Consider the following 25,673-nt stretch of genomic DNA (forward strand, 5'->3'; position numbering starts at 1 on the left):
GCATGAGCCACGCTGTCGCACGCATCGTTCGCCCGCTGCCTTCGCGGGAAATCTGGACGTTCGCCGGCCTCGTCGTGCTGGCGTGCTTCATCTGGCTCGCGGGGCCGCTCGTCGCGTTCGCCGATGTCCGCCCGTTCGAGAGCGGCTGGGTGCGCGCCGTCACGATCGCGGTGCTGTTCGTCGCGTGGGGCGCGCGGATTGCGTGGCGCAACTGGCGCGCGGGTCAACTGAACGCGCAGCTGCTGAACCAGTTGCGCGAGGCGGCGTCGCGGCCCGCCGCGGCGGGCGATCCGGCGCGGGCCCAACTCGAGGAACTGCGCAGCCGTTTCGACGAGGCCGCGACGCTCCTGAAGAAAGTCCGCTTCGACACCGCGGACGCCGCGCGCAAGGGCCTGCCGCAGTGGCTCGAGCGGATGTCGCGCCAGTATCTGTATCAATTGCCTTGGTACGTGTTCATCGGCGCGCCGGGCTCGGGCAAGACGACGGCGCTCGTCAATTCGGGGCTCAGCTTTCCGCTCGCCGAGCAGTTCGGGCGCGCGGCGATTCGCGGCGTCGGCGGCACGCGGCATTGCGACTGGTGGTTCACGAACGACGCGGTGTTGATCGACACCGCCGGCCGTTACACGACGCACGAGAGCAACCGTGCGCTCGACGAGGCCGAATGGAAGGGCTTCGTCGATCTGCTGAAGAAGTACCGCGCGCGCCAGCCGCTGAACGGCGCGATGCTGACGATCAGCGTCGCGGATCTGCTCGGCGCGTCGGAGGCGGAGCGCACGCAGCACGCGATGGTGCTGCGCAAGCGCCTGCTCGAGCTGCGCGCGCAGCTCGGCATCCGCTTTCCGGTGTATCTGCTCGTGACGAAAGCGGATCTGCTCGCCGGCTTCGCCGAATATTTCGGCGGCTTCGGCCGCGCCGAATGCGCGCAGGTGTGGGGCTTCACGTTCCCGCTCGCCGAGAGCGAAGCGCCGGGCTTCGATCTGCGCGCGGCGTTCGATCGCGAATACCGGCTGCTGCACAAGCGCCTGAACGACGGGCTGCCCGAGCTGCTCGCGTCGCAGACCGACGCGCGCCAGCGCGAGATGACGTATCTGTTGCCGCAGCAGATCGCCGATCTGCAGGACATGCTCGGCCAGTTCGTCGCCGAGGTGTTCTCCGTGTCGAGCTTCGAGCCGATGCCGATGCTGCGCGGCGTCTATCTGACGAGCGGCACGCAGGAAGGCACCGCGTTCGACCGCGTGATGAGCGGGATCAAGCGCTTCCTGAAGATCGAGGGCGTGCCGCCCGCCGCGCAGGCGGGCTCGAGCGGGCGCAGCTTCTTTCTGAGGTCGCTGCTGCAGGACCACATCTTCCGCGAGGCCGCGCTCGCCGGCAGCAACCTGCGCTGGCATCAGCGGCGACGCGTGCTGCAGATCGTCGGCTATGCGGCGATCGTGCTGCTGTGCGCGGCGGTGCTGTTCGGGTGGCTGCGCAGCTATTCGCGCAATCGCGACTATCTCGACCAGGTCGCCGCGCGCGTGCCCGCGGTCGACGCGCAGATCGGCCGCGCGAAGTTCACGGGCGCGGCCGATATCGTCCAGCTGCTGCCGGTGCTCGACGAGCTGAGCGGCCTGCCGAACGCGGGCGGCGTCGACTTGCGGCATCCGCCGCTCGCGTATCGCTGGGGCCTTTTTCAGGGCGAGAAGATCGAGGAGGCGAGCGACGCCGTCTACCGGCGCGCGCTCGACGACGTGCTGCTGCCGATCGCCGCGAGCCGGATGGAGGCGGCGCTGCGCGACGCGCAGCCGGACGAGATCGAATACGCGTACGCGGCGCTGAAGGCGTATCTGATGCTCTACGACAGCGCGCATTACGATCCCGCGTTCGTGCAGGCCGTCGTCGATCTCGAAATGGAGCGCTCGCTGCCCGCCGATTTCTCGTCCGCGCAACGCAGCGCGCTGCGCGCGCATCTCGACGCGCTGTTCGGCGATCGCGTCGCGGTGTCGCCGTTTCCGATGAACGAGCGGCTCGTGGCCGATGTCCGCGAGCGGCTGCGGCAAGCGCCGTTCTCGCAGCGGCTGTACCGGCAGCTCGCGCGCACGCTGCGGCCGAGCACCGCGTCGTACGACTTCAGCGTCGCGCGCGCGGTCGGGCCGGACGCGTCGCTCGTCTATCGGCGGCAGAGCGGCAAGAGCCTCGCCGACGGCGTGCCGGGCTTCTACACGCGCAACGGCTACCGGAACGTGTTCGCGCCGCGCCTGCCCGGCGCGATCGATGCGTACGGGCGCGAGGAGGTGTGGGTGCTGAACCTCGGCGCATCCGAGATTCCGAATCCGGCCGACGCCGCCGCGTGGGCGCGCGACATCCGCCAGCTCTATCTGAACGATTACATCAAGACCTGGGACGACTATCTGGCCGACATCCGCCTGCAGCGCACGGTAACGCTCACGCAGAGCATCCAGGTGGCGCGCACGCTCTCGTCGGCCGATTCGCCGCTCACGCGGCTGATGGTGGCGCTCGCGCGCGACACGCCGCTCGGCGATGCGCCGGGCGGCGCGCGCAACCTCGCGTCGCGCGCGCAGGACAAGGTCGACGAGGCGCGCAGCTCGCTCGCGCAGATCTTCGCGGGCCAGCCGGGCGCGGACGCGGGCGCGGCGGCCGCGGCGGCCGCGGCGCCCGCGAGCCCCGAGCAGGTCGTCGACAGCCACTTCGCGGGGCTGCGCACGTTCGCGCCGGGCAGCGGCGATCAGGCGGCGTCGTTCGACGCGGTGCTGAAGGCGATCGACGCGCTGTACACGTACCTGAGCGCGACCGACGACGCGCTGCGCAGCGGCGCGACGCCGCCGCCGTCGGATGCGCCCGCGCGGCTGCGCGCGCAGGCGGGCCGGCTGCCGACGCCGTTTCGCGAGGTGCTCGACGATTTGTCGAACGTCGCGAACGGCAGCGTCGCGAGCGTCGAGCAGCGCAACGTCGCGCAGCGCGCGGGCGCGAACGTCGGCGACTTCTGCCGGCAGGCGATCGCCGGGCGCTATCCGTTCGCGCGCGGCGCGGCGCGCGACGTCGCGCCGTCCGATTTCGCGCAGCTGTTCGCGGCGGGCGGCCTGATGGACGACTTCTTCCAGAAGAACCTGCAATCGCTCGTCGACACGGCCGCGCATCCGTGGCGCTTCAACAACCGCAACGCCGACGCGGACCCGTCGGCGGCCGCGATGCTCGGCGCGTTCGAGAAAGCTGCGGTGATCCGCGACGTCTACTTCGGAGGCGGCGCGCGGACCGCGCAGATCAAGGTCGAGATCGTGCCGCTCGAAATGGACCCGTCGATTTCGGAGATGGTGCTCGATATCGACGGCCAGATCGTCCGCTACGCGCACGGCCCGCAGGTGCCGACCGCGGTGCAGTGGCCCGGCACGCGCGGCAGCAATCAGGTGCGGCTGCAGGTGACCGAGCAGTCGGGCGCGGCGGGCGGCTTCACGACCGAGGGGCCGTGGGCGCTGCATCGGCTGTTCGATCGCGCGGGCGTGTCGGGCGGGCGGGCGCCCGAGCAGATGGTCGCGAGATTTTCGGTCGACGGCAAGCCGATCGTGCTGCAGGTGACGGCGAGCAGCGTCCGCAATCCATTCCGGTTGCCGCAGATGGAGTCCTTTACATGTCCTCCGAAGCAATGAGCACGACGCCGACGCCGCTCGCCCGCGACGGCGAGCCGCCCGCCTGGTACGGAAAGATTCCGGGCGCGGGCGACTTCGTCAACCACCGGCTGCCGCACGAGCTCGCCGGCTGGTGGGAGCGCTGGCTCCAGCAGGGAATGGCGGCGATGCGCCAGCGCGGCGCTGACGAAATCGAGCGCTACTACACGGTTGCGCCGGTCTGGAACTTTCTGATTCCGGCGGGCGCGGGCGCGCAATGCGTGCAGCCCGGCTGCCTCGCGCCGAGCTGCGATCGCGTCGGCCGCTACTACCCGGTGATCGCGACGCTGCCGATGCGCACCGCCGATTACTGGGGCGGGCTGCCCGATGTCGCCGACGCGTTTTACTGGCAGGTCGGCAGCGCGTTGCTCGATGCGATCAGGCACTCGCGCGCGCCGGTGCAGCTCGAGCAGACGCTCGCGCGGGTGCGGCTCGTGCCGGGCGTCGTGCAGCCGGCGCTGTTCGGCGGCGCGGGCGGCGGGCGAGGCGCAAGCGGTTGGAGGGGCTGGAACGGTGAACGCGGCGAGGCCGGTGAGCGTGGGGAAATCGGCGGTGCCGGCGAGATCGGTGGGACCGGCGAGATCGGTGGAGCGGGAGAGATCGGTGGGGCAGGCGAGATCGGTGGAGTGGGAGAGATCGGTGGGGCAGGCGAAAGCGGCGACGAGGACGACAGCTCGTTCGCCCAACCGCTGCCGGGCCCGCCCGCGGCGCCCGCGTGGCCCGGGCTTTCACAGTACTTCGATCCGCATGGCTCGACGAGCTTCTGGTGGACCAATCGCGCCGACGGATCGCCGCTGCGCACGCACGCGCACACGGGCGCGCCGGACAGCCGCTTGTTCCTGCGGCTGTTCGGCGGCGTCCAGCACGGCGTGTAACGAAGGCGCGCAACGAAGACACACAACGAAGACACACAACGAAGGCGAACAGCTAAGTCGAACAGCTAAGTCGAACGACTAAGGCGCGCAGTGAAGAAGGCGCGCAACGGCGGCGGATGGAACGGCGCGCGCGATGCCGCGCGCCATCACGCGACGGACCGGCTCGCGGCGTCGGCCCGAGGCGGCCGCGGTTCGCGGAATCGAGAGGTGGCACATGACGGATGCATTTTCGAGAGACAACGAGCAGGAAACCGTGACGCGCAGCGCGGCCGCCGAATTCGCGGTGCGCCCGCTGCCGCTCGGCCATCGTCTCGGCGAATTGCAGCTGGACGAAGTGCTCGGCGTCGGCGGCTTCGGCATCGTCTATCGCGCGTTCGACCGCACGCTGCGGCGCGCGGTCGCGATCAAGGAATACATGCCGTCGATGCTCGCGACGCGCGGCGGCGACTACACGGTGTCGCTGCGCTCCGAGCGCTTCGCGCAGGCGTTCGACGCGGGCCGCAGCGCGTTCCTCAACGAGGCGCGGCTGCTTGCGCAGTTCGATCATCCGGGGCTCGTCAAGGTTCTGCATTTCTGGGAGAGCCACGGCACCGCGTACATGGTGATGCCGTTCTACGAAGGGCGCACGCTCAAGCAACTGCTCGACGGCGGCGCGCAGATGGGCGAGACGCAGCTGCGCAACATCGTCGCCGCGCTGCTCGGCGCGCTCGACACGCTGCATCGCGCGCAGTGCTTTCATCGCGACATCGCGCTCGACAACATCCTGATCCGCCCCGACGGCAATCCGATCCTGCTCGACTTCGGCGCGGCGCGCAAACGGATCGGCGATCTCGTCGACGACAGTGCGATGATGATCAAGCCGGGCTACGCGCCGATCGAGCAATACACCGACGACCCGGCGTTCGGCCAGGGGCCGTGGACCGATCTGTACGCGCTCGGCGCGGTGATGCACGCGATGGTTGCGGGCGAACTGCCGCCCGCGGCGGTCGTGCGCAGCATCAAGGACACCTACCGGCCGCTCGCGGCGCGCGAGCTGACGGCGCGCGAGCCTTACAGCCCGGCGTTTCTCGCGGCGATCGACCATGCGCTGCAACTGAAGATCGCCGACCGGCCGGAGTCGGTCGCGGAATTCGCGGCGGAGCTCGGGCTGCGCGAATTCGATCGGCCGCCTTATGTGTCGCCGATGCCGGCGACGCCGACGCAAGCGCAGCCGCGCGAGCCCGAGAGCGATCGGGATGCGGGCGCGGCGCGTTCCGGCGCGGAGCAGGCGGCGGCGTCCGGTTCGTCCGGCGCGGGGCGAAGCGACAACGCGGATGCGGCGGCGACGGCGGCGTGGCCCGACGGCGAGCGCGCGCGACAGTCGAGCCCGCATCGGCAGGCAGACGCCGGTTCGGCCGCCGCCGCGCAGGGCGGCGTCGAGCCGGGCGCGTCGGCGGCCGAGCCGCAGCATCGGCAGGCCGATGACGAACGGGCGACGTCGGCGCGTTCCGGCGCGGAACAAGCGCAATTGCAATCGTATCGACAAGCGGGCGAGCGCGGCGCGGCGGCCGCGAAACCGGATGAGGCGGCGGCCGCGCCGTCGCCGCCGCCGCGACGTCCGACGGACGATCGCGATGCCTCGCGCTCGCAGTCCGGCGTCGAGCGCGCGGCGCCGCAGCCGCCGCCGCGCGGGCATGCGAGCGAGCAGGATTCGCTGCCGGCGCGGCCGGTCGCGGGCGACGCGTCGCGGCAGTCCGCATCGGCGTCGAGCGACGGCAGGCCGCCGTCCGGGGCCGACGGGCGGCGCACATCCGAAATGCCGCTTGCGCGCGACGCGACCGGGGCGCGCGAGAACGCGGGGGCGGGCGCGATGCCGGCGGCCGGAACGGGGCATGCGGCAGGCGCTTCGAGGGCGGCTGCATCGCCCTCCGGCGCATCCGCTTTCGCCGCATCTGCGTCGGGTGCGTTTGCGTCTGCCGCATCCACGCCGGGCGCATCCACGCCGGGCGCATCCACGCCGGGCGTATCCACGCCGGGCGTATCCACGCCGGGCACATCCGCTGCGGCGCGTCCGGCCGCGCTGCGCGGCGACGTGCGCAACCGGCTGCGCGACCGGAGGACGATTGCCTACGCGGGCGGCGCGCTCGCGGCGGTGCTGGCGATCGGCATCGGCGTTGCGTCTCTGCTGAAGCCGTCCGGCCCCGCCGAGACGGCCGCGACGAACGTGAGCGGGCCCCCGTCTCCGGCCGCGACGAATGCGAGCGCGCCGCCGCCACCGGCCGCGACGACGGCAGCGACGGCAACGCCCGCGCCCGGCGACACGCCCGCATCAGCGTCCGTGCTCGCGCAGCGCGAGCCGCCGCCCGCGCTGGCACCGCCGCCCGCAGCCGCACTCGCCGACACGACCGCGCCCACGCCCGCGCCCGCTCCGACGGTCGCGACGACGGTCACGAGCGAGGCCGCGCTTCAGCCTTCGCAGACGACCTCGCCAGGCGCGCAGCCCGCGCCGCCGCAGATCGCGAAGAACGACGCCGGCGGCGCGCCCGCGCAGCACGCGCCTGCCGCGAACCTCGCGCCGAAAGGCAGCCTCGATGCGACGGAGACGGTGATCGCGAATTCGCCGGCGAGCGGCGTCGCGCCGCCCCCGGCGACGTCCGTCGCCGCGGAGGCCGCCGCCGCGGCCGATCAGCGCCCGCCGGATATGCAGGAGACGATCCCCGTGCGATTCCACGTGCGCCCGTGGGGCGACGTCTACGTGAGCGGCGTGAGGCGCGGCGCGAGCCCGCCGCTGCGCGCGCTGTCGCTCGCGCCGGGCGTCTATCAGATCGAGATCCGCAACGGCACGCTGCCGCCGCTGCGGCGCACGGTGAAGATCGATCCGGGCAGCAAACCGATCAACATCGACTATGCGTTCGAATGACGTCGACATGGCGGCGCGCGTCGCCGGCGCCGGTTCAACCACGGGAAGGCCCATGCGGAGTTCAGACCTGATCGAATCGTTGCTCGCCGGCGTCGCGCCCGATGCGCCGTGCGGCGCGAATCTCGAATACGAGCAGGATTTCCTGCGGCTGCAGGAGAGTGCGACGCCGCGCCCCGAGCAGCAGTACGGCGACACCGTGATCCCGGCCGAGGCGCCGGACTGGGGCGCGGTCGAGCGTCTCGCGCTCGAGCTGTCGGCGCGCACGAAGGATCTGCGCGTCGCCGCGCATCTCGCGCGCAGCTGGACCGAGCTGCGCGGCATTCCCGGCTACGCGGACGGCCTCGCGTTCGTCGCGGGCATGCTCGAACGATGGTGGGACGACGTGCATCCGCGTCTCGACGCCGATGGCGATCGCGATCCGACGCTGCGGATGAACGCGCTCGCCGAAGTCGCGGGCGCGCACGATTGCGCGCGCGCCGCGCGCCGGCAGGCGCTGTTCGACGGCGGGCCGAGCGTGCGCGACGCGGAGCGCGTGTTCGACGCCCGCGACGCCCACGACAGCGGCGCGGAGCACCCCTATCCGGGCGGACGCGAGCGCTTGATCGCCGATTTGACGCGCGCGCGCGACGGCGCGGAGCCGACGCTCCGCGCGGCGTTCGACGCGCTCGACGCGCTCGATGCGATTCGCGCGCACGCCGTGTCGCGGCTCGGCGGCGAATGGGCGCCCGACGCGAGCGACTTCGAGAAGGCGCTGCGCCGGATCGTGCGCGACGCGCTGCCGCCGCCCGCCGCGCCGCGGGCGGACGATGCGGCGGGCGCGTCGGCGGCGGCGGGGGGCGCGGCCATCGCGGCAAACGGCGGCGCGGCGGCGGCCGGCGCATCGGCCGCGGCCGCCGCCGCGCACGGTCGCGCCTGGCGCGACGCCGAAGTGACGAGCCGCGACGACGTGCAGCTCGGCCTCGAAAAGATGTGCCGCTACTTCGAGCTGCACGAGCCGAGCCACCCGGCGCCGATCCTGCTGCGCCGCGCGCAGCGGCTGCTGTCGCTCGACTTCTACGAAATCATCCGGGATCTCGCTCCGGAGAGCCTGCCGAAGCTCGACTTGCTGAGCGGACAGCGCAGCGAATGATGCGGGGCGCCGCCGGGGACGGCGGCGGACATGATCGACGCAACCTGATGCGAAGGAGCAGACGATGACGAGCAAGTACAAGGTCTCGGCCAGCGGACAGAAATTCATTGCGCGCAACCGCGCGCCTCGCGTGCAGATCGAGTACGACGTCGAAACCTACGGCGCCGAGCGCAAGGTTCAGCTGCCGTTCGTGATGGGCGTGATCGCCGACCTCGCGGGCAAGCGGGCCGAGCCGCTGCCGGATCTGCCGGAGCGCAAGTTCCTCGAGGTCGACGTCGACAACTTCGACGAGCGGATGAAATCGATCGCGCCGCGCGTCGCGTTCCAGGTGCCGAACACGCTGTCGGGCGACGGGATGATGAGCGTCGACATGACGTTCGAGAGCATCGACGACTTCTCGCCCGCCGCGATCGCGCGCAACGTCGACGCACTCAGGCGCCTGCTCGAAGCGCGCACCGAGCTGTCGAACCTGCTGTCGTACATGGACGGCAAGCACGGCGCCGAGCAACTGATCGAGAACGCGATCAACGATCCGGAACTGCTGAAGTCGCTCGTGCGTCAGCCGCTCGCGGCGAGCGCCGCCGGCGGCGCGCAGGCGGTGACGGACGCCGCGAACGCCGCAGACGCCGCAGACGATTCGGAGATTCGCCATGAATGAACACGCTCAAACCCGGGCCGACGCGCGCGAGGCCGCGCAGCCCGTCGTCGCGCGCGACGAGTTCGCCGCGCTGCTGCAGAAGGAATTCAAGCCGAAGACCGCCGAGGCGCGCGAATCGGTGGAGCGCGCGGTGCGCACGCTCGCGCAGCAGGCGCTCGAGCACACGGTCGGCATGACGACCGACGCGTACGGCAGCGTCAAGCAGATCATCGCCGAGATCGATCGCAAGCTCTCCGAACAGATCAACCTGATCCTGCATCATCAGGAGTTCCAGACGCTCGAGGGCGCGTGGCGCGGGCTGCACTATCTCGTCACGAACACCGAGACCGACGAGCTGCTGAAGATCAAGGCGCTGCCCGCGTCGCGCAACGAGCTCGCGCGCACGCTGAAGCGCTACAAGGGCGTTGCGTGGGATCAGAGCCCGCTGTTTCGCAAGGTCTACGAAGAGGAGTACGGACAGTTCGGCGGCGAGCCGTTCGGCTGCCTCGTCGGCGATTTCTATTTCAACCACAGCCCGCCGGACGTCGAGATGCTCGGCGAGCTGTCGAAGATCGCGGCGGCCGCGCACGCGCCGCTCATCGCGGGCGCGTCGCCCGAGCTGATGCAGATGGATTCGTGGCAGGAGCTGGCCAATCCGCGCGACCTGACGAAGATCTTCCAGAACACCGAGTACGCGGCGTGGCGCAGCCTGCGCCAGTCCGAGGATTCGCGCTACGTCGGGCTCGCGATGCCGCGCTTCCTCGCGCGGCTGCCTTACGGCGCGCGCACGAATCCCGTCGACGAATTCGACTTCGAGGAAGACACCGACGCCGCGAGCCACGACCGCTACACATGGGCGAATTCCGCGTACGCGATGGCGGCGAACATCAATCGCTCGTTCAAGCTGTACGGCTGGTGCTCGTCGATTCGCGGCGTCGAATCGGGCGGCGCGGTGGAAGGGCTGCCGTGCCATACGTTCCCGACCGACGACGGCGGCGTCGACCAGAAGTGCCCGACCGAGATCGCGATCAGCGACCGCCGCGAGGCCGAGCTCGCGAAGAACGGCTTCATGCCGTTCGTTCACCGGAAGAATTCGGATTTCGCGGCGTTCATCGGCGCGCAGTCGCTGTATCAGCCGGACGAGTATCACGATCCCGACGCGACCGCGAATGCGCGGCTGTCCGGCCGCCTGCCCTACCTGTTCGCGTGCTGCCGCTTCGCGCATTACCTGAAGTGCATCGTGCGCGACAAGATCGGCTCGTTCCGCGAGCGCGACGACATGGAGCGCTGGCTCAACGACTGGATCATGAACTACGTCGACGGCGATCCGGCGAACTCGTCGCAGGAGACGAAGGCGCGCAAGCCGCTCGCGGCCGCGCAGGTCGTCGTCGAGGAGATCGAGGACAACCCGGGCTATTACGCATCGAAATTCTTCCTGCGGCCGCATTACCAGCTGGAAGGGCTCACCGTGTCGCTGCGGCTCATCTCGAAGCTGCCGTCGGCGAAGGCGGCGGGCGAATGAGCGTCAACCGACTGAGTTTCGACTGACATCCCTCAATCAACCAAGACGGAGAAATCGATGGGCGTCGCAATGTTTATGAAAGTGGACGGCGTCACCGGCGAATCGGCCGACGCACAGCACAAGGGCTGGACCGACATCCAGTCGTTCTCGTGGGGCGCGAGCCAGCCGGGCGCGATGGCGAGCGGCAGCGGCGGCAACGCGGGCAAGGCGAGCTTCAACGATCTCGTCGTCGCCGCCTACATGGACAAGGGCGCAACGGCGATCATCAAGAACTGCGCGAACGGCAAGCACCTGTCGACCGTCGAGATCTCGGCGTGCAAGACGGGCGGCACGCAGATCGAATTCATGCGCGTGACGTTGCAGGAAGTGCTCGTCACGTCGGCGCAGATCGCGGGCGTCGATCCGGGCGACGCGGCCGACCGGCTGATGATGCAGTACGGCTTCCAGGCCGCGAAGGTCAAGAAGCAGTACTGGCAGCAGAACGACAACGGCGGCAAGGGCGCCGAGGTGTCGGTCGGCTGGAACATCAAGGAAAACACCGAGATGTGACGGCGCGAGGCGGACCGATCATGGACGACGACGTGCGATCCCGGGACGGCCGGGAGGGCGGCATGCGCGCCGCGCGCGACCGGCTGCAGCCCGCGCTGCTCGACCGGCTGACCGACGCCGAACCGCAGCGGCGCAGCGAGCCGCCGGATGCGCAGGCGATCGGCGGCGAGCGCCTGCGCGCGGCGGTGCTGCGCGATCTGTCGTGGCTGCTCAATACGCGCAACGGCGAGGACGGCTTCGTCGACTGGTCGGCGTTCGCGCACGCGCAGGCGTCGGTGCTCAACTACGGGATGCGGCCGCTCGTCGGCAAGCCGATGTCGGGCGTCGAGCGGATGTCGGTCGAGGCGTCGATCCGCGATGCGATCGTGCGCTTCGAGCCGCGCATCGCGCCCGACAGCGTCGAGGTGCGCAGCGTGCTCGACGCGCCGGGCGGTGCGGCGGGCGAGCGCCGGCACAACGTGCTGATGTTCGAGATCAAGGGCACGCTGTGGTCGGTGCCGCATCCGGTCGAATTCGTGCTGCGCTCCGATCTCGATCTGGAGACGGGCGCGATGTCGCTGCAATCGGCGGCGGGAGGCTGATGCGATGGACACGCGCCTGCTCGAGTACTACAACCGCGAACTCGCCTATCTGCGCGAGCTCGGCGGCGAATTCGCGCAGCAGTTTCCGAAAGTGGCCGCGCGCTTGCGGATGCACGAATCGGGGCCGCCCGATCCGTATGTCGAGCGGCTGCTCGAAGGCTTCAGCTTCCTCACAGCGCGCGTGCAGCTGAAGATGGACGCGGAGTTTCCGCGCTTCACGCAGGCGCTGCTCGACGCCGTTTATCCGGGCTACGTCGCGCCGCTTCCGTCGATGGCGATCGTGCAGTTCACGCCGATGATGAACGAGGGCAGCCTCGCGCAAGGCTGCCGGCTGCCGGCGGGCACCGCGCTGCGCGCGCGGCCCGCCGCGTCCGAGCAGACCGCGTGCGAGTTCCGCACCGCGCACGATCTGACGCTCTGGCCGCTCGAGCTGACCGCGGCGGCCGTGACGGGCGCGCCCGCGTATCTGCCGCGCTCGGCGACGGCCGCGCGCCGCGACGTGCGCGGCGCGCTGCGGATCAGGCTGAAGGCGCGCGGCGGCGCGAGTCTCGCGCAGTTGCCGATCGACCGGCTGATGTTCCATCTCGCCGGCCCCGAGCGCGACGCGCTGCACCTGCTCGAACTGATCGCCGGGCACACGATCGGCGTCGTCTGCCACGATACGGGCCAGCCGCCGCGCTGGCTGCACGTGCTCGGCGCGCACGCGCTCGTCCATCAGGGCTTCGATGCCGATCAGGCGCTGCTGCCCGACGACGGCCGCGGCTTCCAGGGCTATCGGCTGCTGCGCGAGTATTTCGCGTTCCCCGCGCGCTTCCTGTTCTTCAGCATCGAGGGGCTGCGGCCGGCGCTCGCGCGCGCGACGGGCGACGAGTTCGAGCTGACGCTGTTGCTCGACCGGCACGACGCGGCGCTCGAGAACCGCGTCGACGCGCGGCATCTCGCGCTCAATTGCACGCCGGCCGTGAACCTGTTCGCGCGCCGCGCGGATCGCATCCCGATCCGTCCGGGCGTGCGCGAGCATCACGTCGTCGTCGATCGCAGCCGCCCGCTCGACTACGAGGTCTATGCGGTGCAGCGCCTCGCGAGCGAGCAGCGCGACGACGGGCAGGCGCGCGAGTTCCGGCCGTTCCACGCATCGTTCGCGGGCGACGACGGCAACTACGGCGCGTATTACACGGTGCGCCGCGAGCCGCGCCTCGTGTCCGCGCAGGCGCGCGCGAACGGCACGCGCACGGGCTACGTCGGCAGCGAGACGTACGTGTCGCTCGTCGACAGCGATTGCGCGCCGTACGACGAATCGATCCGCTATCTGTCCGTCGACACGCAGTGCACGAACCGCGACCTCGCGCTGCTGCTGCCGGCGGGCGACGCGAACACGTTCACGCTGCGCGTGTCGGCGCCCGTGGAGCGGATCGCCGCGATTCGCGGGCCGTCGCGGCCGCGAGCGCCGATCGCCGACGCGCAGAGCGCATGGCGGCTCGTCAGCCATCTGGGCCTCGCGCGCCATACGCTGACCGACGTCGACGACGAAGAAGGCGCGCGCGTGCTGCGCGAGCTGCTCGGCCTGCACGCGGACCCGGCCGACGCCGCGATGCGCCGGCAGATCGACGGCGTGCATCGCGTCGCGTTCACGCCGGTGTTCCGCAGGCTGCCCGCCGCGGGGCCGCTGATGTTCGGGCGCGGCGTGCAGGTCGACGTGACGGTCGACGATCACGCGTTCTCCGGCGACAGCCCGTACTTGCTCGGCGCGGTGATCGAGCAGTTCTTCGCGCGGCACGTGTCGATCAATTCGTTCGCCGAATGCGTGCTGAGCAGCGCGCAGCGCGGCAGGCTCGCGCAATGGCCGGCGCGCGTCGGCAGGCGGCCCGCGGTATGACGACGAACCTGAAACCGGATTCGCCCGCGGCGCACGCGCATGAGCGCGCGGGCGCGAAGCAGGACGCGAGCCCGAACCGAAGTTCGAGCCCGAGCGCGCATCCGAATCTGGTTCCGAATGCAAGCGCGAGCGCCGCCGCGCGCCGCGACGCATGGTGGCGCCGCCTGCGCGCCGCGCCGCATGGCTACGACCTGTTCCAGGCGCTGCGCTGGCTCGACGCGCTGTCGCCGGAGCACGCGCCGTCCGGCTACGCGGCGCGGCCGCGCGACGAGCCGATGCGGCTCGGCCAGGCGCCGTCGCTCGCGTTCGCGGCGGCGATGCTCGCGGGCGTACGCGACGACGGCCCGCGCCCGCGCATCGCGATTCAAGGCTTCGGGCTGTTCGGGCCGAACGGGCCGCTGCCGTCGCATCTGACCGAATACGCGCACGAGCGCGCGACGCAACACGACGATCCGACGTTCGCCGCGTTCGCCGACGTCTTTCATCATCGGCTGATCCTGCTGTTCTACCGCGCATGGGCCGACGCGCAGCCGACCGTCAGTCTCGACCGGCCGGCGCGCGCGCGGTTCGACGCCTACGTCGCGAGCCTGATCGGGCCGCGCGATGCGCCGGGCGCGGCGGACGCGCTCGCGCCGCACGCGAAGTATTTCCAGGCAGGCCACCTGGTGCGGCACACGCGCAATCCGGAAGGGCTCGTGCAGATCCTGCGGCGCTACTTCGGCGTGCGGGCGCGGATCGTCGAGCACGTGCCGCACTGGGTGATGCTCGATCGCGCGCAGCGCTGCGCGATCCGCGCGACGCGGCCGACGCAGCGGCTCGGCGGCGCCGTGCTCGGCTGTGCGGTGCGCGACGCGCAGTCGCGCTTGCGGATCGTGCTCGGCCCGCTGACGCTCGACGAATACCGGCGGTTCCTGCCGGGCGGCGCGCATGCACGGCAGCTCGCGCAATGGGTGCGCGAATACGTCGGCGTCGAATTCGGCTGGGACGTGCAGCTCGAGCTCGCACACGACGAAGTGCCGGCGCTCGCGCTCGGCAGCCGCCACGCGCTCGGCCGCACCGCGTGGCTCGGCGAGCGGCTCGATCACGGCCCCGCGCGCGACCTCGTGCTCGGCTACGACGCGCACGCGCGCGGCGCAAGCGCGAGCGCGGGCGCCGCAAGCGCTCGATCGACGAGGGCCGATCAGGCGGCCGCCGCCGATGCGCCTCATCGCCAACCTGCCTGACCGGGAATCGCCATGTCCGATATCGGCCGAGTGACCTTGTTCGGAAAGCTGAACGCCTTTCTCTACGAGACGCTGGAGCAGGCGACGGGTTTCTGCCGGCTGCGCGGCAATCCGTACGTCGAGCTCGCGCACTGGCTGAACCAGATGCTCCGGCGCCCGGACAGCGACGTGCACCGGATTCTGCGCCGCTTCGACATCGATGCGGCGGCGGTCGACCGCGGGATCGTCGCCGCGCTCGACCGGCTGCCGCGCGGCGCCGGTTCGGTGTCCGATCTGTCCGCGCACATCGACGATGCGGTCGAGCGCGCGTGGGTGTACGCGACGCTCAAGTACGACGCGACGCAGATCCGCAGCGCGGTGCTGCTGCTCGCGATCGTGAAGACGGCGCAGCTTCGCAACGTGCTGTATGCGATCGCGCGCGACTTCGAGCGGATCGTGCCGGACGTGCTCGCCGACGAGCTCGACCGGATCGTCGACGGCTCGCCGGAAACGCCGCCGCCTGCCGCGCGCGCGCCGGCAGGCGGAGCGCGCGCGCCGGGCGGGGCGTCGTTCGCCGCACGCGAGGGCGCGGCGCTCGCGCGCTATGCGGTCGATCTGACCGCGCGTGCGCGCGCGGGCGAAATCGATCCGGTCGTCGGCCGCGACGGCGAGATTCGCCAGATCGTCGACATCCTGCTGCGGCGCCGGCAGAACAATCCGCTGCTCGTCGGCGAGGCGGGCGTCGGCAAGACGGCGGTCGCCGAGGGCTTCGCGCTGCGCATCGTCGCGGGCGACGTGCCGCCGCCGCTGCGCGACGTCGAGCTGTATCTGCTCGACATCGGCTTGCTGCAGGCGGGCGCGAGCGTGAAGGGCGAATTCGAGAGCCGACTGCGCGGCGTGATCGACGAGGCGAGCTCGAGCGAGCGGCCGGTGATCCTGTTCGTCGACGAGGTGCATACGCTCGTCGGCGCGGGCGGCGCGGCGGGCACGGGCGACGCGGCGAACCTGCTGAAGCCGGCGCTCGCGCGCGGCCTGTTGCGCACGATCGGCGCGACCACGTGGTCCGAATACAAGCAGTACATCGAGAAGGACCCGGCGCTCACGCGGCGCTTCCAGCTCGTGCAGGTGCGCGAGCCCGAGGAGGACGCGGCGCTCGCGATGCTGCGCGGGCTCGCCGCGAAGCTCGAAGCGCACCATCGCGTGCTCGTGCTCGACGATGCGCTGCACGCGGCCGTCACGCTGTCGCATCGCTACATTCCCGCGCGGCAGTTGCCCGACAAGGCGATCAGCCTGCTCGACACCGCGTGCGCGCGCGTTGCGGTCAGCCAGCATGCGGTGCCCGCGCCGATCGAAGACGCGCGGCGGAGGATCGACAGCCTGCGCGTCGAACGCGAACTGATCGCGCGCGAGTGCGCGCTCGGCGCGGGCGATGCGTCGCGGCTCGATTCGATCGATGTATCGGTGGCGAGCGAACAGGCCACGCTCGATGCGCTCGACGCGCGCTGGCAGGCGGAGCGCGACGCGCTCGGCGAGATCGTCGACTGGCGCGCTTCGCTGCTCGACGACGATCCTTCGCGCGCGCTCGATACGCAGGCCCGCGCGAACGTGCAGGCGAAGCTCGCTGCGGCGTTGCAGGCGCTCGCCGAATTGCAGGGCGAGACGCCGCTCGTGCTGCCCGCGGTCGACACGCACGCGGTGGCCGCCGTCGTGTCCGACTGGACCGGCATCCCGCTCGGCCGGATGGTGCGCGACGAAATGCAATCGGTGCTCAAGCTCGCGGATACGCTCGCCGAGCGCGTCGTCGGCCAGCGGCATGCGGTCGAGCTGATCGCCGAGCGCATTCAGACCGCACGCGCACGGCTCGACGATCCGGCGAAACCGCACGGCGTGTTCCTGCTGTGCGGGCCGTCCGGCGTCGGCAAGACCGAGACCGCGCTCGCGCTCGCCGAAACGCTGTACGGCGGCGAGCACAACGCGATCACGATCAACATGAGCGAGTTCCAGGAGGCGCATACGGTGTCGACGCTGAAGGGCGCGCCGCCCGGTTACGTCGGCTATGGGCAGGGCGGCGTGCTGACCGAAGCGGTGCGGCGGCGGCCGTACAGCGTCGTGCTGCTCGACGAGATCGAGAAGGCGCACCGCGACGTGCACGAGATCTTCTTTCAGGTGTTCGACAAGGGCTGGATGGAAGACGGCGAAGGGCGCTACATCGATTTTCGCAACACGGTGATCATCCTCACGTCGAACGTCGGTTCCGAGCGCGTGATGCAGATGTGCCGCGACGCGCAGCGGCTGCCCGATGCGCAGACGTTGACCGACGCGCTGCGCGCGCCGCTGCGCGACGTGTTCCCGGCCGCTTTGTTGGGACGCCTGACCGTCGTGCCGTACTACCCGCTGACCGACGAGATGCTCGCGCGGATCGTCGCGTTGCAGCTCGCGCGCATCGAGCGGCGCATCGAAGCGCATCACGGCATCGCGCTGCGCTGCGCCGATTCGGCGACCGCGCTGATCGTCGAGCGCTGCCGGACGATCGAATCCGGCGGGCGGATGGTCGACGCGATCCTCACGCACACGGTGCTGCCGCGCATCAGCCAGGAGATCCTGCGCGCGACGATCGAGGCTCGCGCGCTGTCGGCGATCGACGTGAGCGCGGACGACGGCCAATTCGTTTATCGATTCGAAGAGGAGGGCGCGACGTGACCCGCGTGTTCACACTCGACAGCCTGCATGGAGACGACCTGAGGTTCCACCGGCTCTACGGCGAGGAAGCGCTCGGGCGATTGTTCGATTTCCGGATCGAAGCGCTCGCCGACAATCACAGCCTGTCGTTGAAGGAGCTGCTCGGCAAACCGGTGACGGTGCGCATCCGGCAGCAGAACGAATCGGAGCGCTGTCTGAACGGGATCGTCGCGCGCGCGTCGCTCGTCGGGCGGCGTGCCGAGCGCCATTACGGCTACCAGCTGATCGTGCGCCCGTGGCTGTGGCTCGCGACGCGCCGCTCCGATTGCCGGATCTTCCAGAACAAGACGGTGCCGGAGATCGTGCAGGAGGTGCTCGCCACGTACGGCTTCCCGATCGAAAACCACCTGACCGAGACGTACACGCCGCGCGAATACTGCGTGCAGTACAACGAAACCGACGCGGCGTTCGTATCTCGGCTGATGGAGTTCGAAGGGATTTATTACTACTTCAAGCATGCGGCGCAAACGCATACGCTGATGCTGTGCGACGCGATGTCGTCGCACGTCGCGCTGCCGGGTTACGAGACGATTCCGTTCATCGCGCGCGACCGCACCGCGATCGCCGACGAAGAGCACATCGACAGTTGGCTGCCCGCGCAGGAAGTGAGCATCGGCAAGCACGAGACGAGCGACTACGACTACACGAAGCCGCGCGCGGACTTGTCCGCGCAGAAGATCGATCCGCGCGGCCACGACCATGACGGCTTCGCGTCGTTCGAATGGCCCGGCGGCTATCGCGACGACGAACCGGGCGCGCACTACAGCCGCGTGCGGCTCGAAGAGCAGCAGGCCGAGCACGAGCGCGCGCTCGCGCGTACCGACGTGCGCGGCGTCGCGCCCGGCTATCTGTTCGCGCTCGAACACTGCCCGCGCGCCGACCAGAACCGTGAGTACCTGATCGTGCGCTGCCAGTATCGGTTTCAGGAGAATGCGTACGCGACCGACAGCGGCAACGAAGCGGTCGTGCACGAATCGCAGGTGCTCGTGCAGCCGTCGAGCCTGCCGTATCGATCGCCGCGCGCGACGCCGCGGCCGCGCACGAACGGCCCGCAGACGGCGAGCGTCGTCGGCCCGAAGGGCGAGGAAATCTGGACGGACCAGTACGGGCGCGTGAAACTGCAATTTCGCTGGGACCGCTACGGGCAGAGCGATCAGAACTCGTCGTGCTGGGTGCGCGTGTCGAGCCCGTGGGCGGGCGGCGGCTTCGGGGGTGTGCAGATTCCGCGCATCGGCGACGAGGTGGTGGTCGATTTCCTGAACGGCGACCCCGATCAGCCGATCGTGACGGGGCGCGTATACAACGGCGAAAAGATGCCGCCGTGGGGCCTGCCCGGCAGCGCGACGCAAAGCGGGCTGCTGTCGCGCTCGTCGCCGGGCGGCACCACCGAGCATTCGAACGCGTTTCGCTTCGAGGACAAGAAGGGTGCGGAGCAATTATGGATGCATGCGGAGCGCAACTTCGATGCGGAGACCGAGCAGGATCACACGCTGTCGGTGGGCCGCGATCATTCGCATTCGGTCGGCAACAACGAGACGATGAGCGTCGCGAACAACCGGCAGAGAAGCGTCGGGCAGAACGAGACGGTGAACATCGGGCAGCATCGCGTCGCGCAGATCGGCGGGAACGAGACGCATGGCGTCGGCGGCAATCGCACGCGGCAGGTTGGAAAAGACGAAACCGTGACCATCGGCGCGAATCGCGAAGCGACGATCGGCGGAAATCACGTGGAGACAGTGACGAAAGACAAGACCGAATCGATCGGACAGGGCAAGACGCTGAATGTCACCACGCACTATCAGACGAATTCGAAAAGCATGAAGACGACCGTCGCCGAACATCACGCGGAGGAGATCGGTGCACGAACGTCGACGATCAAGGACGCGCACGTGCTCAACGTCGGCCAATCGCAGACGGTGAACGTCGGCGCGAGTCACGCGATGAACGTGAAGAACAACGTGCATGTCGGCGCGGGCGATCAGATCGCGCTTGTTTGCGGCAATGCGAGCATCACGCTGAAGAAGGACGGCACGATCGTGATCAACGGCGTCACGGTGGAATCGAGCGCTAGCGGAAGCCATAGCGTGCGCGGCAAGACGGTGACGTCGTCGGCGACGGGCGAGCACACGGTGGAAGGCACGATACTGAAACTGAACCCCTGACGGGGAACGAGGATCATGCAGAACTGGCAACCCACGAACCCCGTGGAGCGCAGGTTCATGGATGCGCACACGGATTGGCAGAGCTTTGCGAAGGATCGAGCCGCAAGGCTGATGATCTGGCAGGCGAACGAAGCCGATGCGCAGCTCGTGCAGCTTTATTTTCAGACGCAGGAGGAGATGTCGAGCGCGGTGATCGTCATGCGCTCGGATTTCGTCGGTGAAGCGCGCTACGCGGCTGCGTTGGCGGACGAGCTCATCCGCTTTTACGACAGCCGGCGCGACGCGTCGAACGCGCAAGGGCTGCGAGCGGATTGGCAACCGCCCCGTGACGACGGCGAACATCCGGTTCTTCGGTTTCTGACGGTTGCCGATAGCTTGATGCAGCACCATCCGGACATTTTTCCGGCGATGGTTTTCGTGTTGCAGCCCGAGCAGGTTCGCGACGATGCGGCGCTCGCGCGCTGGCTCGGCGAATTGCTCGACGTCATCGAAAACTCGCCGCGGCTCGGCGCGCGTGTGCGATTCGTATTGCCGCGCATCGGCGACGAACCGTTCAAGCCGTTGCAACAGCAGCATTCGAGCACCGTGCACGTCGTGAAGGGACGTTACACGATGGCGAGCGTGCCGCGCGAATTGCTCGCGGAATCCGGCGAGCGCGGGCCGAACGGCGAGTTCAGGCGATTGTTCGTCGAACTGAGCGAGACGATCGGCGACGGCAATCCGGCGCGGCTCGAACAATTGCGCGCGGCCGCGTTGCGGATCGCCGAACGCGAGCGCTGGTTCGATCAGTGCGTGGTCGTGCATCTGATCGCGGGCGCGGCGTATTTGAAGTGGCGCGATCACGAGCGCGCGCTCGACGCGTATCGGCAAGCGACCGAAAGCGGCGAGCGCGCGCTCGGCGCAGCGCATCCGGCGGGGCACAAGCTCGTCGCGAACGGGCTGTTCGGCGAAGCGAGCGCGCACCTGACGCACAAGGCGTTCGCACCGGCCGCATACTGCTACGAGCGCGCGGCGGCGTCGATGACGGCCGCGCGGGACGCGCTGATGACCGTCGAGGCATGGCGGATGAGCGCGGTGTGCTGGGAGAAGGCGGGCGAGCGCGAGCATGCGCTGGAAGCGGGCTTCAACGCGCTCGACGCGGGGCTGTTGATCGACGAACCGATGCGCGTGAACAGCAACCTGCGGCTCGTCGTCGAATGGATGGTCAAGCAGGTCGGCGCATTCGACCGGCGCCGCAGCGAGCTGAGCGACAAGGTCGCGGCGCTGCGTGGCGGACGCTGAGCGCGAGCAAGGAGCGGAAAACATGGCGCTGCCGGCCGTCAAGCATCTCGATCCCGTCGTCGGCGTCGACGTGCATTCCGTGATCGTCACGCCGGGGCTGCCTCCCGTGTTCTTGCCGCATCCGCACATCGGCTTCATGCTCGATCTGCGGGAATACGTCGAGGCGGCGAAGGGCGTGATCGGCAGCATTGCGATGGCGATCGCCGAAGACGCGGTGCTGGAATATCTGAAGGATCATCCCGACGACGTCGAGAAATTGACCGATACGTTCGATTCGCTCGATGACCAGATGAAGAAGGCCACGAGCAATCCGATGGTCGCGGAAGCACTGAAGCTCAATCGCGACGTGTCGTCGATCAAAGGCGACGCGGCGAACGCGATGGGCGCGGGCGTCGGAGCGGGCGCCACCGCCGGCAGGCCGATCTTCGTGAACGGGCTGATGCGCGCGACGGCGGGCACGCATTCGTTTCATGTGCCGGGCTTGCACTTTCCGCTCGGCGAAACGTTCGCGCCGCCCGATCCGCTGCCGTCCGACGACGCCGAATCGTACATGGGCAGCCGCACCGTGCTCGCGAACAACGATCCGCTGTCGTACATGGCGCTGTCAGCGATGAGCTGCTGGGCCGAAGGGATCGAGCCGCCGCCGCACAACGGCGCGCATACGGCGCGCACGCATGTGTCGATGCCGAGTTCGGTGATGCTGCCGATTCCCGCCGGACGGCCCGTGCTCGTCGGCGGGCCGCCCGTGATGAACATGGCGGCGGCCGCGAAGGGGATGTTCAAGGCGTTTCAGGGATCGAAGTGGGCGAAGAAGCTTGCGGACAAGCTGCATCTGAAGTCGGGGTTCTTGCGTTGCACGGTGCTGAAGGCGGAACCGGTCGACGTGACGACAGGCGAAGTGGTCGTGCAGCAGAACGACTTCACCGTGTCCGGCAGGCTGCCGCTCGTGTGGGATCGTTATTACGCGAGCCATGATCGTCATGCGGGCGCGGTCGGCTTCGGCTGGCAGACGCCCGCCGATATCCGGCTTGAACTGATGCGCAACGAAGACGGGATCGGCGCGGTCGCGCATTTTCCGGATCATGCGACCGCTTTCGACGTGGTGCCGGCCGGCGACGGCTGGCCAGCGCGCACGTATGACTGGCAGCATGGGCATGCGTTGTATTGCGACGATGGGCGGATGGTGCTGCGCACGCGTGAGGGTATCGAATACGGGTTCGTGCTGCCTTCTCGTTGGCGAGATGCTGTTGCGGCGCTCGATGGCGAGTCGCGAGTCACGCTGCCGATCGATCGCATGGCCGATCTCAATGGCAATGCGTGGGTGTTCGAGCGTGACGTGTATGGCGGGCTCGTGCGTCTCGTCGAATGGAAGCGCGACGGGCAGACCGAGCGTGTGATCGAATGCGGCACGGGCAGCGGGCTGCACGCCGGGCTGTTGACTTCATTGACGCTGATCGATGCGGGAGGGAACCCGCATCCGCTCGTGAGCTACGAGCATGATCGCGAGCGCAATCTGGCGGCCGCGATCGATGCGATGGCGCATCCGCATCATTTCGAGTACACGGCCGGCCATCGGATGGTGAGCCATACGAGCGCGCGCGGCGTGTCGTTTTACTACAGCTACCAGCAGGGCGACGACGGCGTGTGGCGCGTCGATCATGCTTGGGGCGACAACGGGCTGTTCGATTATCGCTTCGTCTACGATCGCGCGCGGGTGGAGACGCGCGTCACCAATTCGCTCGGGCATACGTCGATCATGCAGATGAACGAGCGCGGGATGCCTGTCGCTGAAATCGATCCGCTAGGCGGCGTGACCGCGTATCGGTATGACGCGCAGGGGCGTGCGAGCGCGGTGATCGATCCGGCGGGGCGGACGACGGCTTGGGAATATGACGCGTATGGCGGTTTGATCGTGCAGACGTTGCCGGACGGCAGCGCAGTCAGAACGGAATTTGACCTCGATCACCGCCCGGTCTGCGTGACGTTGATAGGTGGCCGGCAGTGGCGCTACGAATGGGATACGTTCGGCAATCTGCTCGCGCAGATCGATCCGTCGGGCGCGATATCTCGCTATACATATGACGAGTACGGTCAGCTCGTCGAACATACCGGGCCGCGCGGTGCGAGCACGCGATTCGATTACCACCGGGACGGCGATCTCGCGGCGCAGATCGATGCGTTGGGGCATCGCACGCAGTATCGGTACGATGCGCGCGGATACCTCATCGAAGCAATCGATGCGCTCGGACAACAAAGCAAATACGAGTACGACCGCAACGGCAATCTGATGCGCGCAATCGAGCCGGGCGGGCGTGAGATTCACTGTGGGTACGACGCTGAAGGAAACCTGTCTCGTTATCGCGACCCCATGGGCTACGTGACGCAGATGGAGTACTCGGCGCTCGGAGAGGTCAATAGACGGCTCGCGCCCGACGGCACCACCGTTGAGTACCGCTACGACACGGAAGAACAACTGATCGGCGTCGTGAACGAACGCGGCGAGCTATACGCGCTCGAACGCGATGCGTTGGGGCGGATCGTCGTGGAGACGGACTACTGGGGGCAAGCGCGACGCTATCGATATGGTGCTGCGGGCGAACTGCTCTATAGCACTGATCCTCTGGGGCAGACGATCGAATACCGATACGATCGGCTCGGACGCATCGTGCAGAAGCGCGTGCCTGATCCAGAACATGGCGATGGTCTCCGGATCGACAGCTTCGCATACGACCGGCGCGGGGATTTGGTGATCGCGCAGAATCCGTCTTGCCGCGTCGAGTTCAGTTACGACACAGCGGGCCGCGTGATCGAGGAGCGACAAGGCGACGACTTCACGATCGCCAGCGATTACGACGAAGCCGGCAACCGGATAGCACGCAGGACCCGGCTTATTGCCGGGGGCGCGGTTGTCGAGCATACCGTTCGCTATGCATACGACGCTTTGGATGCCGTCACGTCGATTCGGATCGACGACATCGCGCCGGTCGTGCTCGAGCGAGATGCGCTCGGGCAGATTTGCACCGAGCAGTTGGGCGCGGAGTTGCGGCGGGAACTGTCGTACGAATCGGACGGCCAGCTTGCCTCGCAGCGTACGTTGCTAACAGGCACCGGCATGCTCTTCGCGAGCGAATATACGTACGACGCGAATGGCGAATTGGTCGAAAAGCGCGACTCTCGGGGCGGCATCGAGCGCTTTCAGTACGATCCGGTGGGGCAGGTGATCGCGCATCTCGACCCCGCTGGGCAATTGCGTCGCTATCTGTACGACCCGGCCGGAGATTTGCTGAAGACGCACATACGCGAGCGCCGCACGGCGGATGCGGCCGCTGCTGCAAAGACTGGCACTTGGGTGCGTGAAGGTGAATATGAAGGCTGCTACTACGCGTACGACAGAGTCGGCAACCTTATTCGGAAGCAGGATGCCGCGCAGGACCTGACGCTGCGTTGGGATGCGGCCGGGCAGCTCGTTGAGACGGTGGCGGTGCGGCCGGGTCTTGCCATTTCAGGGGAGAAGTCGACACACATTCGCGCACAGTATGAGTACGATCCATTCCAGCGGCGGGTTCGTAAAGTCGTGTGTGAGGGAGCAACAGGCGGGGCATCGCAGCAGCCGCTGTACCGTCTGAGCCGGTTCTTTTGGGACGGCAATACGCTGGTTGGGGAGTCCACAACGGGAGGGGAGGGAGGGAGTGGGTCCGATCTGGACATAGACGGGGATATACGGCCGTCGCCACTTGCTTCGCCGGAGCATGGCCAAACCGACACAGGAGCGCTACCCGTCGCTAGCCGTGTGTGTGAGTGGATTTACTATCCTGAAACGTTCCGGCCGCTCGCTATTGTGCAAGGCGATCTGGCTGAGGGTAGGGTATCGACGCGACTATCGGGGCAACTAGCACCGGTCGCAGGAACGGTGTATTTTTACCAGAATGATCCGAACGGGGCACCCGTACGGATGCATGATGCTAGTGGAAGGGCTGTATGGGAGGCGCATTATCGCCCTAGGGGTGACGTCGAATGCACTGAGCGGTGGATCGTGCAGCCACTCAGGTTGCAGGGACAGTATCACGACGCTGAATCGAACCTGCATTACAACCGGCACAGATACTTCGATCCCAATACTGGCTACTTCATCAGCCAAGATCCTATCGGATTAGAAGGTGGCTCTTACCTCTATCAATACGCGCCAAACCCATGGACTCACATCGATCCTCTCGGATTGATGGACCCTTTCGATTTGTGGTTCACGCAAAATACAATTTCAGATGTATTCACTCAAGGAGAATGGACTGGAAGAAGTGTGCAGGAGGCGATTGATGAGGCCGTACATTTGGGTGAACTTCCCAAAGGATTGGAGATCAGTTACGAAAGGATGATTCTTCCAAGTGGAGAAGAAGTATGGGCGACTCTAAACAATCGTACGCTCTACGTGGCACAAAAGGCAAATGTGCGAATCAATCCTGCGGATAAAAATGGAAGGGGGGTTAATCAATTGAATAAACTTCTGGATGGAAGATTTCCTACCCCGGAACAACCGGAAGTGTTGTCAAAGAACTGTTGATATG

Annotated in this window: 14 protein-coding genes; all 14 read left to right on the forward strand. The window is 68.3% G+C overall.

Features of this window, described 5'->3' with window-relative positions; translation table 11 throughout:
• Window positions 1–2 precede the first annotated feature (2 nt).
• The 14 genes from tssM to X946_RS30685 all read left to right on the forward strand — a co-directional run bounded on the left by tssM (window position 3) and on the right by X946_RS30685 (window position 25,669).
• Window positions 3–3,641 (forward strand): type VI secretion system membrane subunit TssM, encoded by a 3,639-nt coding sequence (gene tssM / locus X946_RS09135; RefSeq protein WP_038746039.1) that lies wholly within the window; start codon window positions 3–5, stop codon window positions 3,639–3,641.
• Entirely contained in the window at window positions 3,638–4,534 is an 897-nt protein-coding gene (gene tagF / locus X946_RS33515; protein ID WP_038746042.1) for a type VI secretion system-associated protein TagF, read from the forward strand. Before tssM ends, tagF begins: the two co-directional genes overlap by 4 nt.
• Before the next feature lie 214 nt (window positions 4,535–4,748).
• Window positions 4,749–7,433: a serine/threonine-protein kinase gene (locus X946_RS09145; RefSeq protein ID WP_038746043.1), complete on the forward strand. Its 2,685-nt coding sequence runs from the start codon at window positions 4,749–4,751 to the stop codon at window positions 7,431–7,433.
• Window positions 7,434–7,485: 52 nt separating this feature from the next.
• Window positions 7,486–8,562 (forward strand): type VI secretion system protein TssA, encoded by a 1,077-nt coding sequence (gene tssA / locus X946_RS09150; protein WP_038746045.1) that lies wholly within the window; start codon window positions 7,486–7,488, stop codon window positions 8,560–8,562.
• Between the two features lie 64 nt (window positions 8,563–8,626).
• Window positions 8,627–9,220: a type VI secretion system contractile sheath small subunit gene (gene tssB / locus X946_RS09155; protein WP_038746047.1), complete on the forward strand. Its 594-nt coding sequence runs from the start codon at window positions 8,627–8,629 to the stop codon at window positions 9,218–9,220.
• Window positions 9,213–10,721: a type VI secretion system contractile sheath large subunit gene (gene tssC / locus X946_RS09160; RefSeq protein ID WP_038746050.1), complete on the forward strand. Its 1,509-nt coding sequence runs from the start codon at window positions 9,213–9,215 to the stop codon at window positions 10,719–10,721. The genes tssB and tssC overlap by 8 nt, the downstream gene beginning before the upstream one ends.
• A gap of 57 nt (window positions 10,722–10,778) precedes the next feature.
• On the forward strand, window positions 10,779–11,270 hold the full coding sequence (locus X946_RS09165) for an Hcp family type VI secretion system effector (RefSeq protein ID WP_038746052.1): 492 nt from the start codon (window positions 10,779–10,781) through the stop codon (window positions 11,268–11,270).
• A gap of 20 nt (window positions 11,271–11,290) precedes the next feature.
• On the forward strand, window positions 11,291–11,851 hold the full coding sequence (gene tssE / locus X946_RS09170; RefSeq protein ID WP_038746309.1) for a type VI secretion system baseplate subunit TssE: 561 nt from the start codon (window positions 11,291–11,293) through the stop codon (window positions 11,849–11,851).
• 4 nt (window positions 11,852–11,855) lie between these two features.
• Window positions 11,856–13,727, forward strand: a complete 1,872-nt coding sequence (gene tssF / locus X946_RS09175; protein ID WP_038746054.1) for a type VI secretion system baseplate subunit TssF — start codon at window positions 11,856–11,858, stop codon at window positions 13,725–13,727.
• Window positions 13,691–14,950, forward strand: coding sequence for a type VI secretion system baseplate subunit TssG (tssG, locus tag X946_RS09180; RefSeq protein WP_038746056.1), 1,260 nt, complete (start codon window positions 13,691–13,693; stop codon window positions 14,948–14,950). Before tssF ends, tssG begins: the two co-directional genes overlap by 37 nt.
• Before the next feature lie 12 nt (window positions 14,951–14,962).
• Window positions 14,963–17,629 (forward strand): type VI secretion system ATPase TssH, encoded by a 2,667-nt coding sequence (gene tssH, locus X946_RS09185; protein ID WP_038746058.1) that lies wholly within the window; start codon window positions 14,963–14,965, stop codon window positions 17,627–17,629.
• Entirely contained in the window at window positions 17,626–19,830 is a 2,205-nt protein-coding gene (locus tag X946_RS09190; RefSeq protein ID WP_038746060.1) for a type VI secretion system Vgr family protein, read from the forward strand. Before tssH ends, X946_RS09190 begins: the two co-directional genes overlap by 4 nt.
• A 15-nt stretch (window positions 19,831–19,845) precedes the next feature.
• Entirely contained in the window at window positions 19,846–21,111 is a 1,266-nt protein-coding gene (locus X946_RS09195) for a hypothetical protein (protein ID WP_038746062.1), read from the forward strand.
• Between the two features lie 22 nt (window positions 21,112–21,133).
• A complete protein-coding gene (locus tag X946_RS30685; RefSeq protein WP_081989456.1) occupies window positions 21,134–25,669 on the forward strand; it encodes an RHS repeat-associated core domain-containing protein in 4,536 nt (1,511 codons plus the stop codon).
• The last annotated feature ends 4 nt before the right edge of the window (window positions 25,670–25,673 follow it).

Source organism: Burkholderia sp. ABCPW 111, assembly GCF_000773065.1.
GTDB lineage: Bacteria > Pseudomonadota > Gammaproteobacteria > Burkholderiales > Burkholderiaceae > Burkholderia > Burkholderia savannae.

Bases quoted from the DNA above. Each gene is read 5' to 3' on its own strand.
- X946_RS09145 (WP_038746043.1), top strand. From the start codon at position 4,749: ATGACGGATGCATTTTCGAGAGACAACGAGCAGGAAACCGTGACGCGC.
- tssF (WP_038746054.1), top strand. From the start codon at position 11,856: ATGGACACGCGCCTGCTCGAGTACTACAACCGCGAACTCGCCTATCTG.
- X946_RS09195 (WP_038746062.1), top strand. From the start codon at position 19,846: ATGCAGAACTGGCAACCCACGAACCCCGTGGAGCGCAGGTTCATGGAT.
- X946_RS30685 (WP_081989456.1), top strand. From the start codon at position 21,134: ATGGCGCTGCCGGCCGTCAAGCATCTCGATCCCGTCGTCGGCGTCGAC.
- tssC (WP_038746050.1), top strand. From the start codon at position 9,213: ATGAATGAACACGCTCAAACCCGGGCCGACGCGCGCGAGGCCGCGCAG.
- tssM (WP_038746039.1), top strand. From the start codon at position 3: ATGAGCCACGCTGTCGCACGCATCGTTCGCCCGCTGCCTTCGCGGGAA.
- tagF (WP_038746042.1), top strand. From the start codon at position 3,638: ATGAGCACGACGCCGACGCCGCTCGCCCGCGACGGCGAGCCGCCCGCC.
- tssE (WP_038746309.1), top strand. From the start codon at position 11,291: ATGGACGACGACGTGCGATCCCGGGACGGCCGGGAGGGCGGCATGCGC.
- tssH (WP_038746058.1), top strand. From the start codon at position 14,963: ATGTCCGATATCGGCCGAGTGACCTTGTTCGGAAAGCTGAACGCCTTT.
- tssG (WP_038746056.1), top strand. From the start codon at position 13,691: ATGGCCGGCGCGCGTCGGCAGGCGGCCCGCGGTATGACGACGAACCTG.
- tssB (WP_038746047.1), top strand. From the start codon at position 8,627: ATGACGAGCAAGTACAAGGTCTCGGCCAGCGGACAGAAATTCATTGCG.
- X946_RS09165 (WP_038746052.1), top strand. From the start codon at position 10,779: ATGGGCGTCGCAATGTTTATGAAAGTGGACGGCGTCACCGGCGAATCG.
- tssA (WP_038746045.1), top strand. From the start codon at position 7,486: ATGCGGAGTTCAGACCTGATCGAATCGTTGCTCGCCGGCGTCGCGCCC.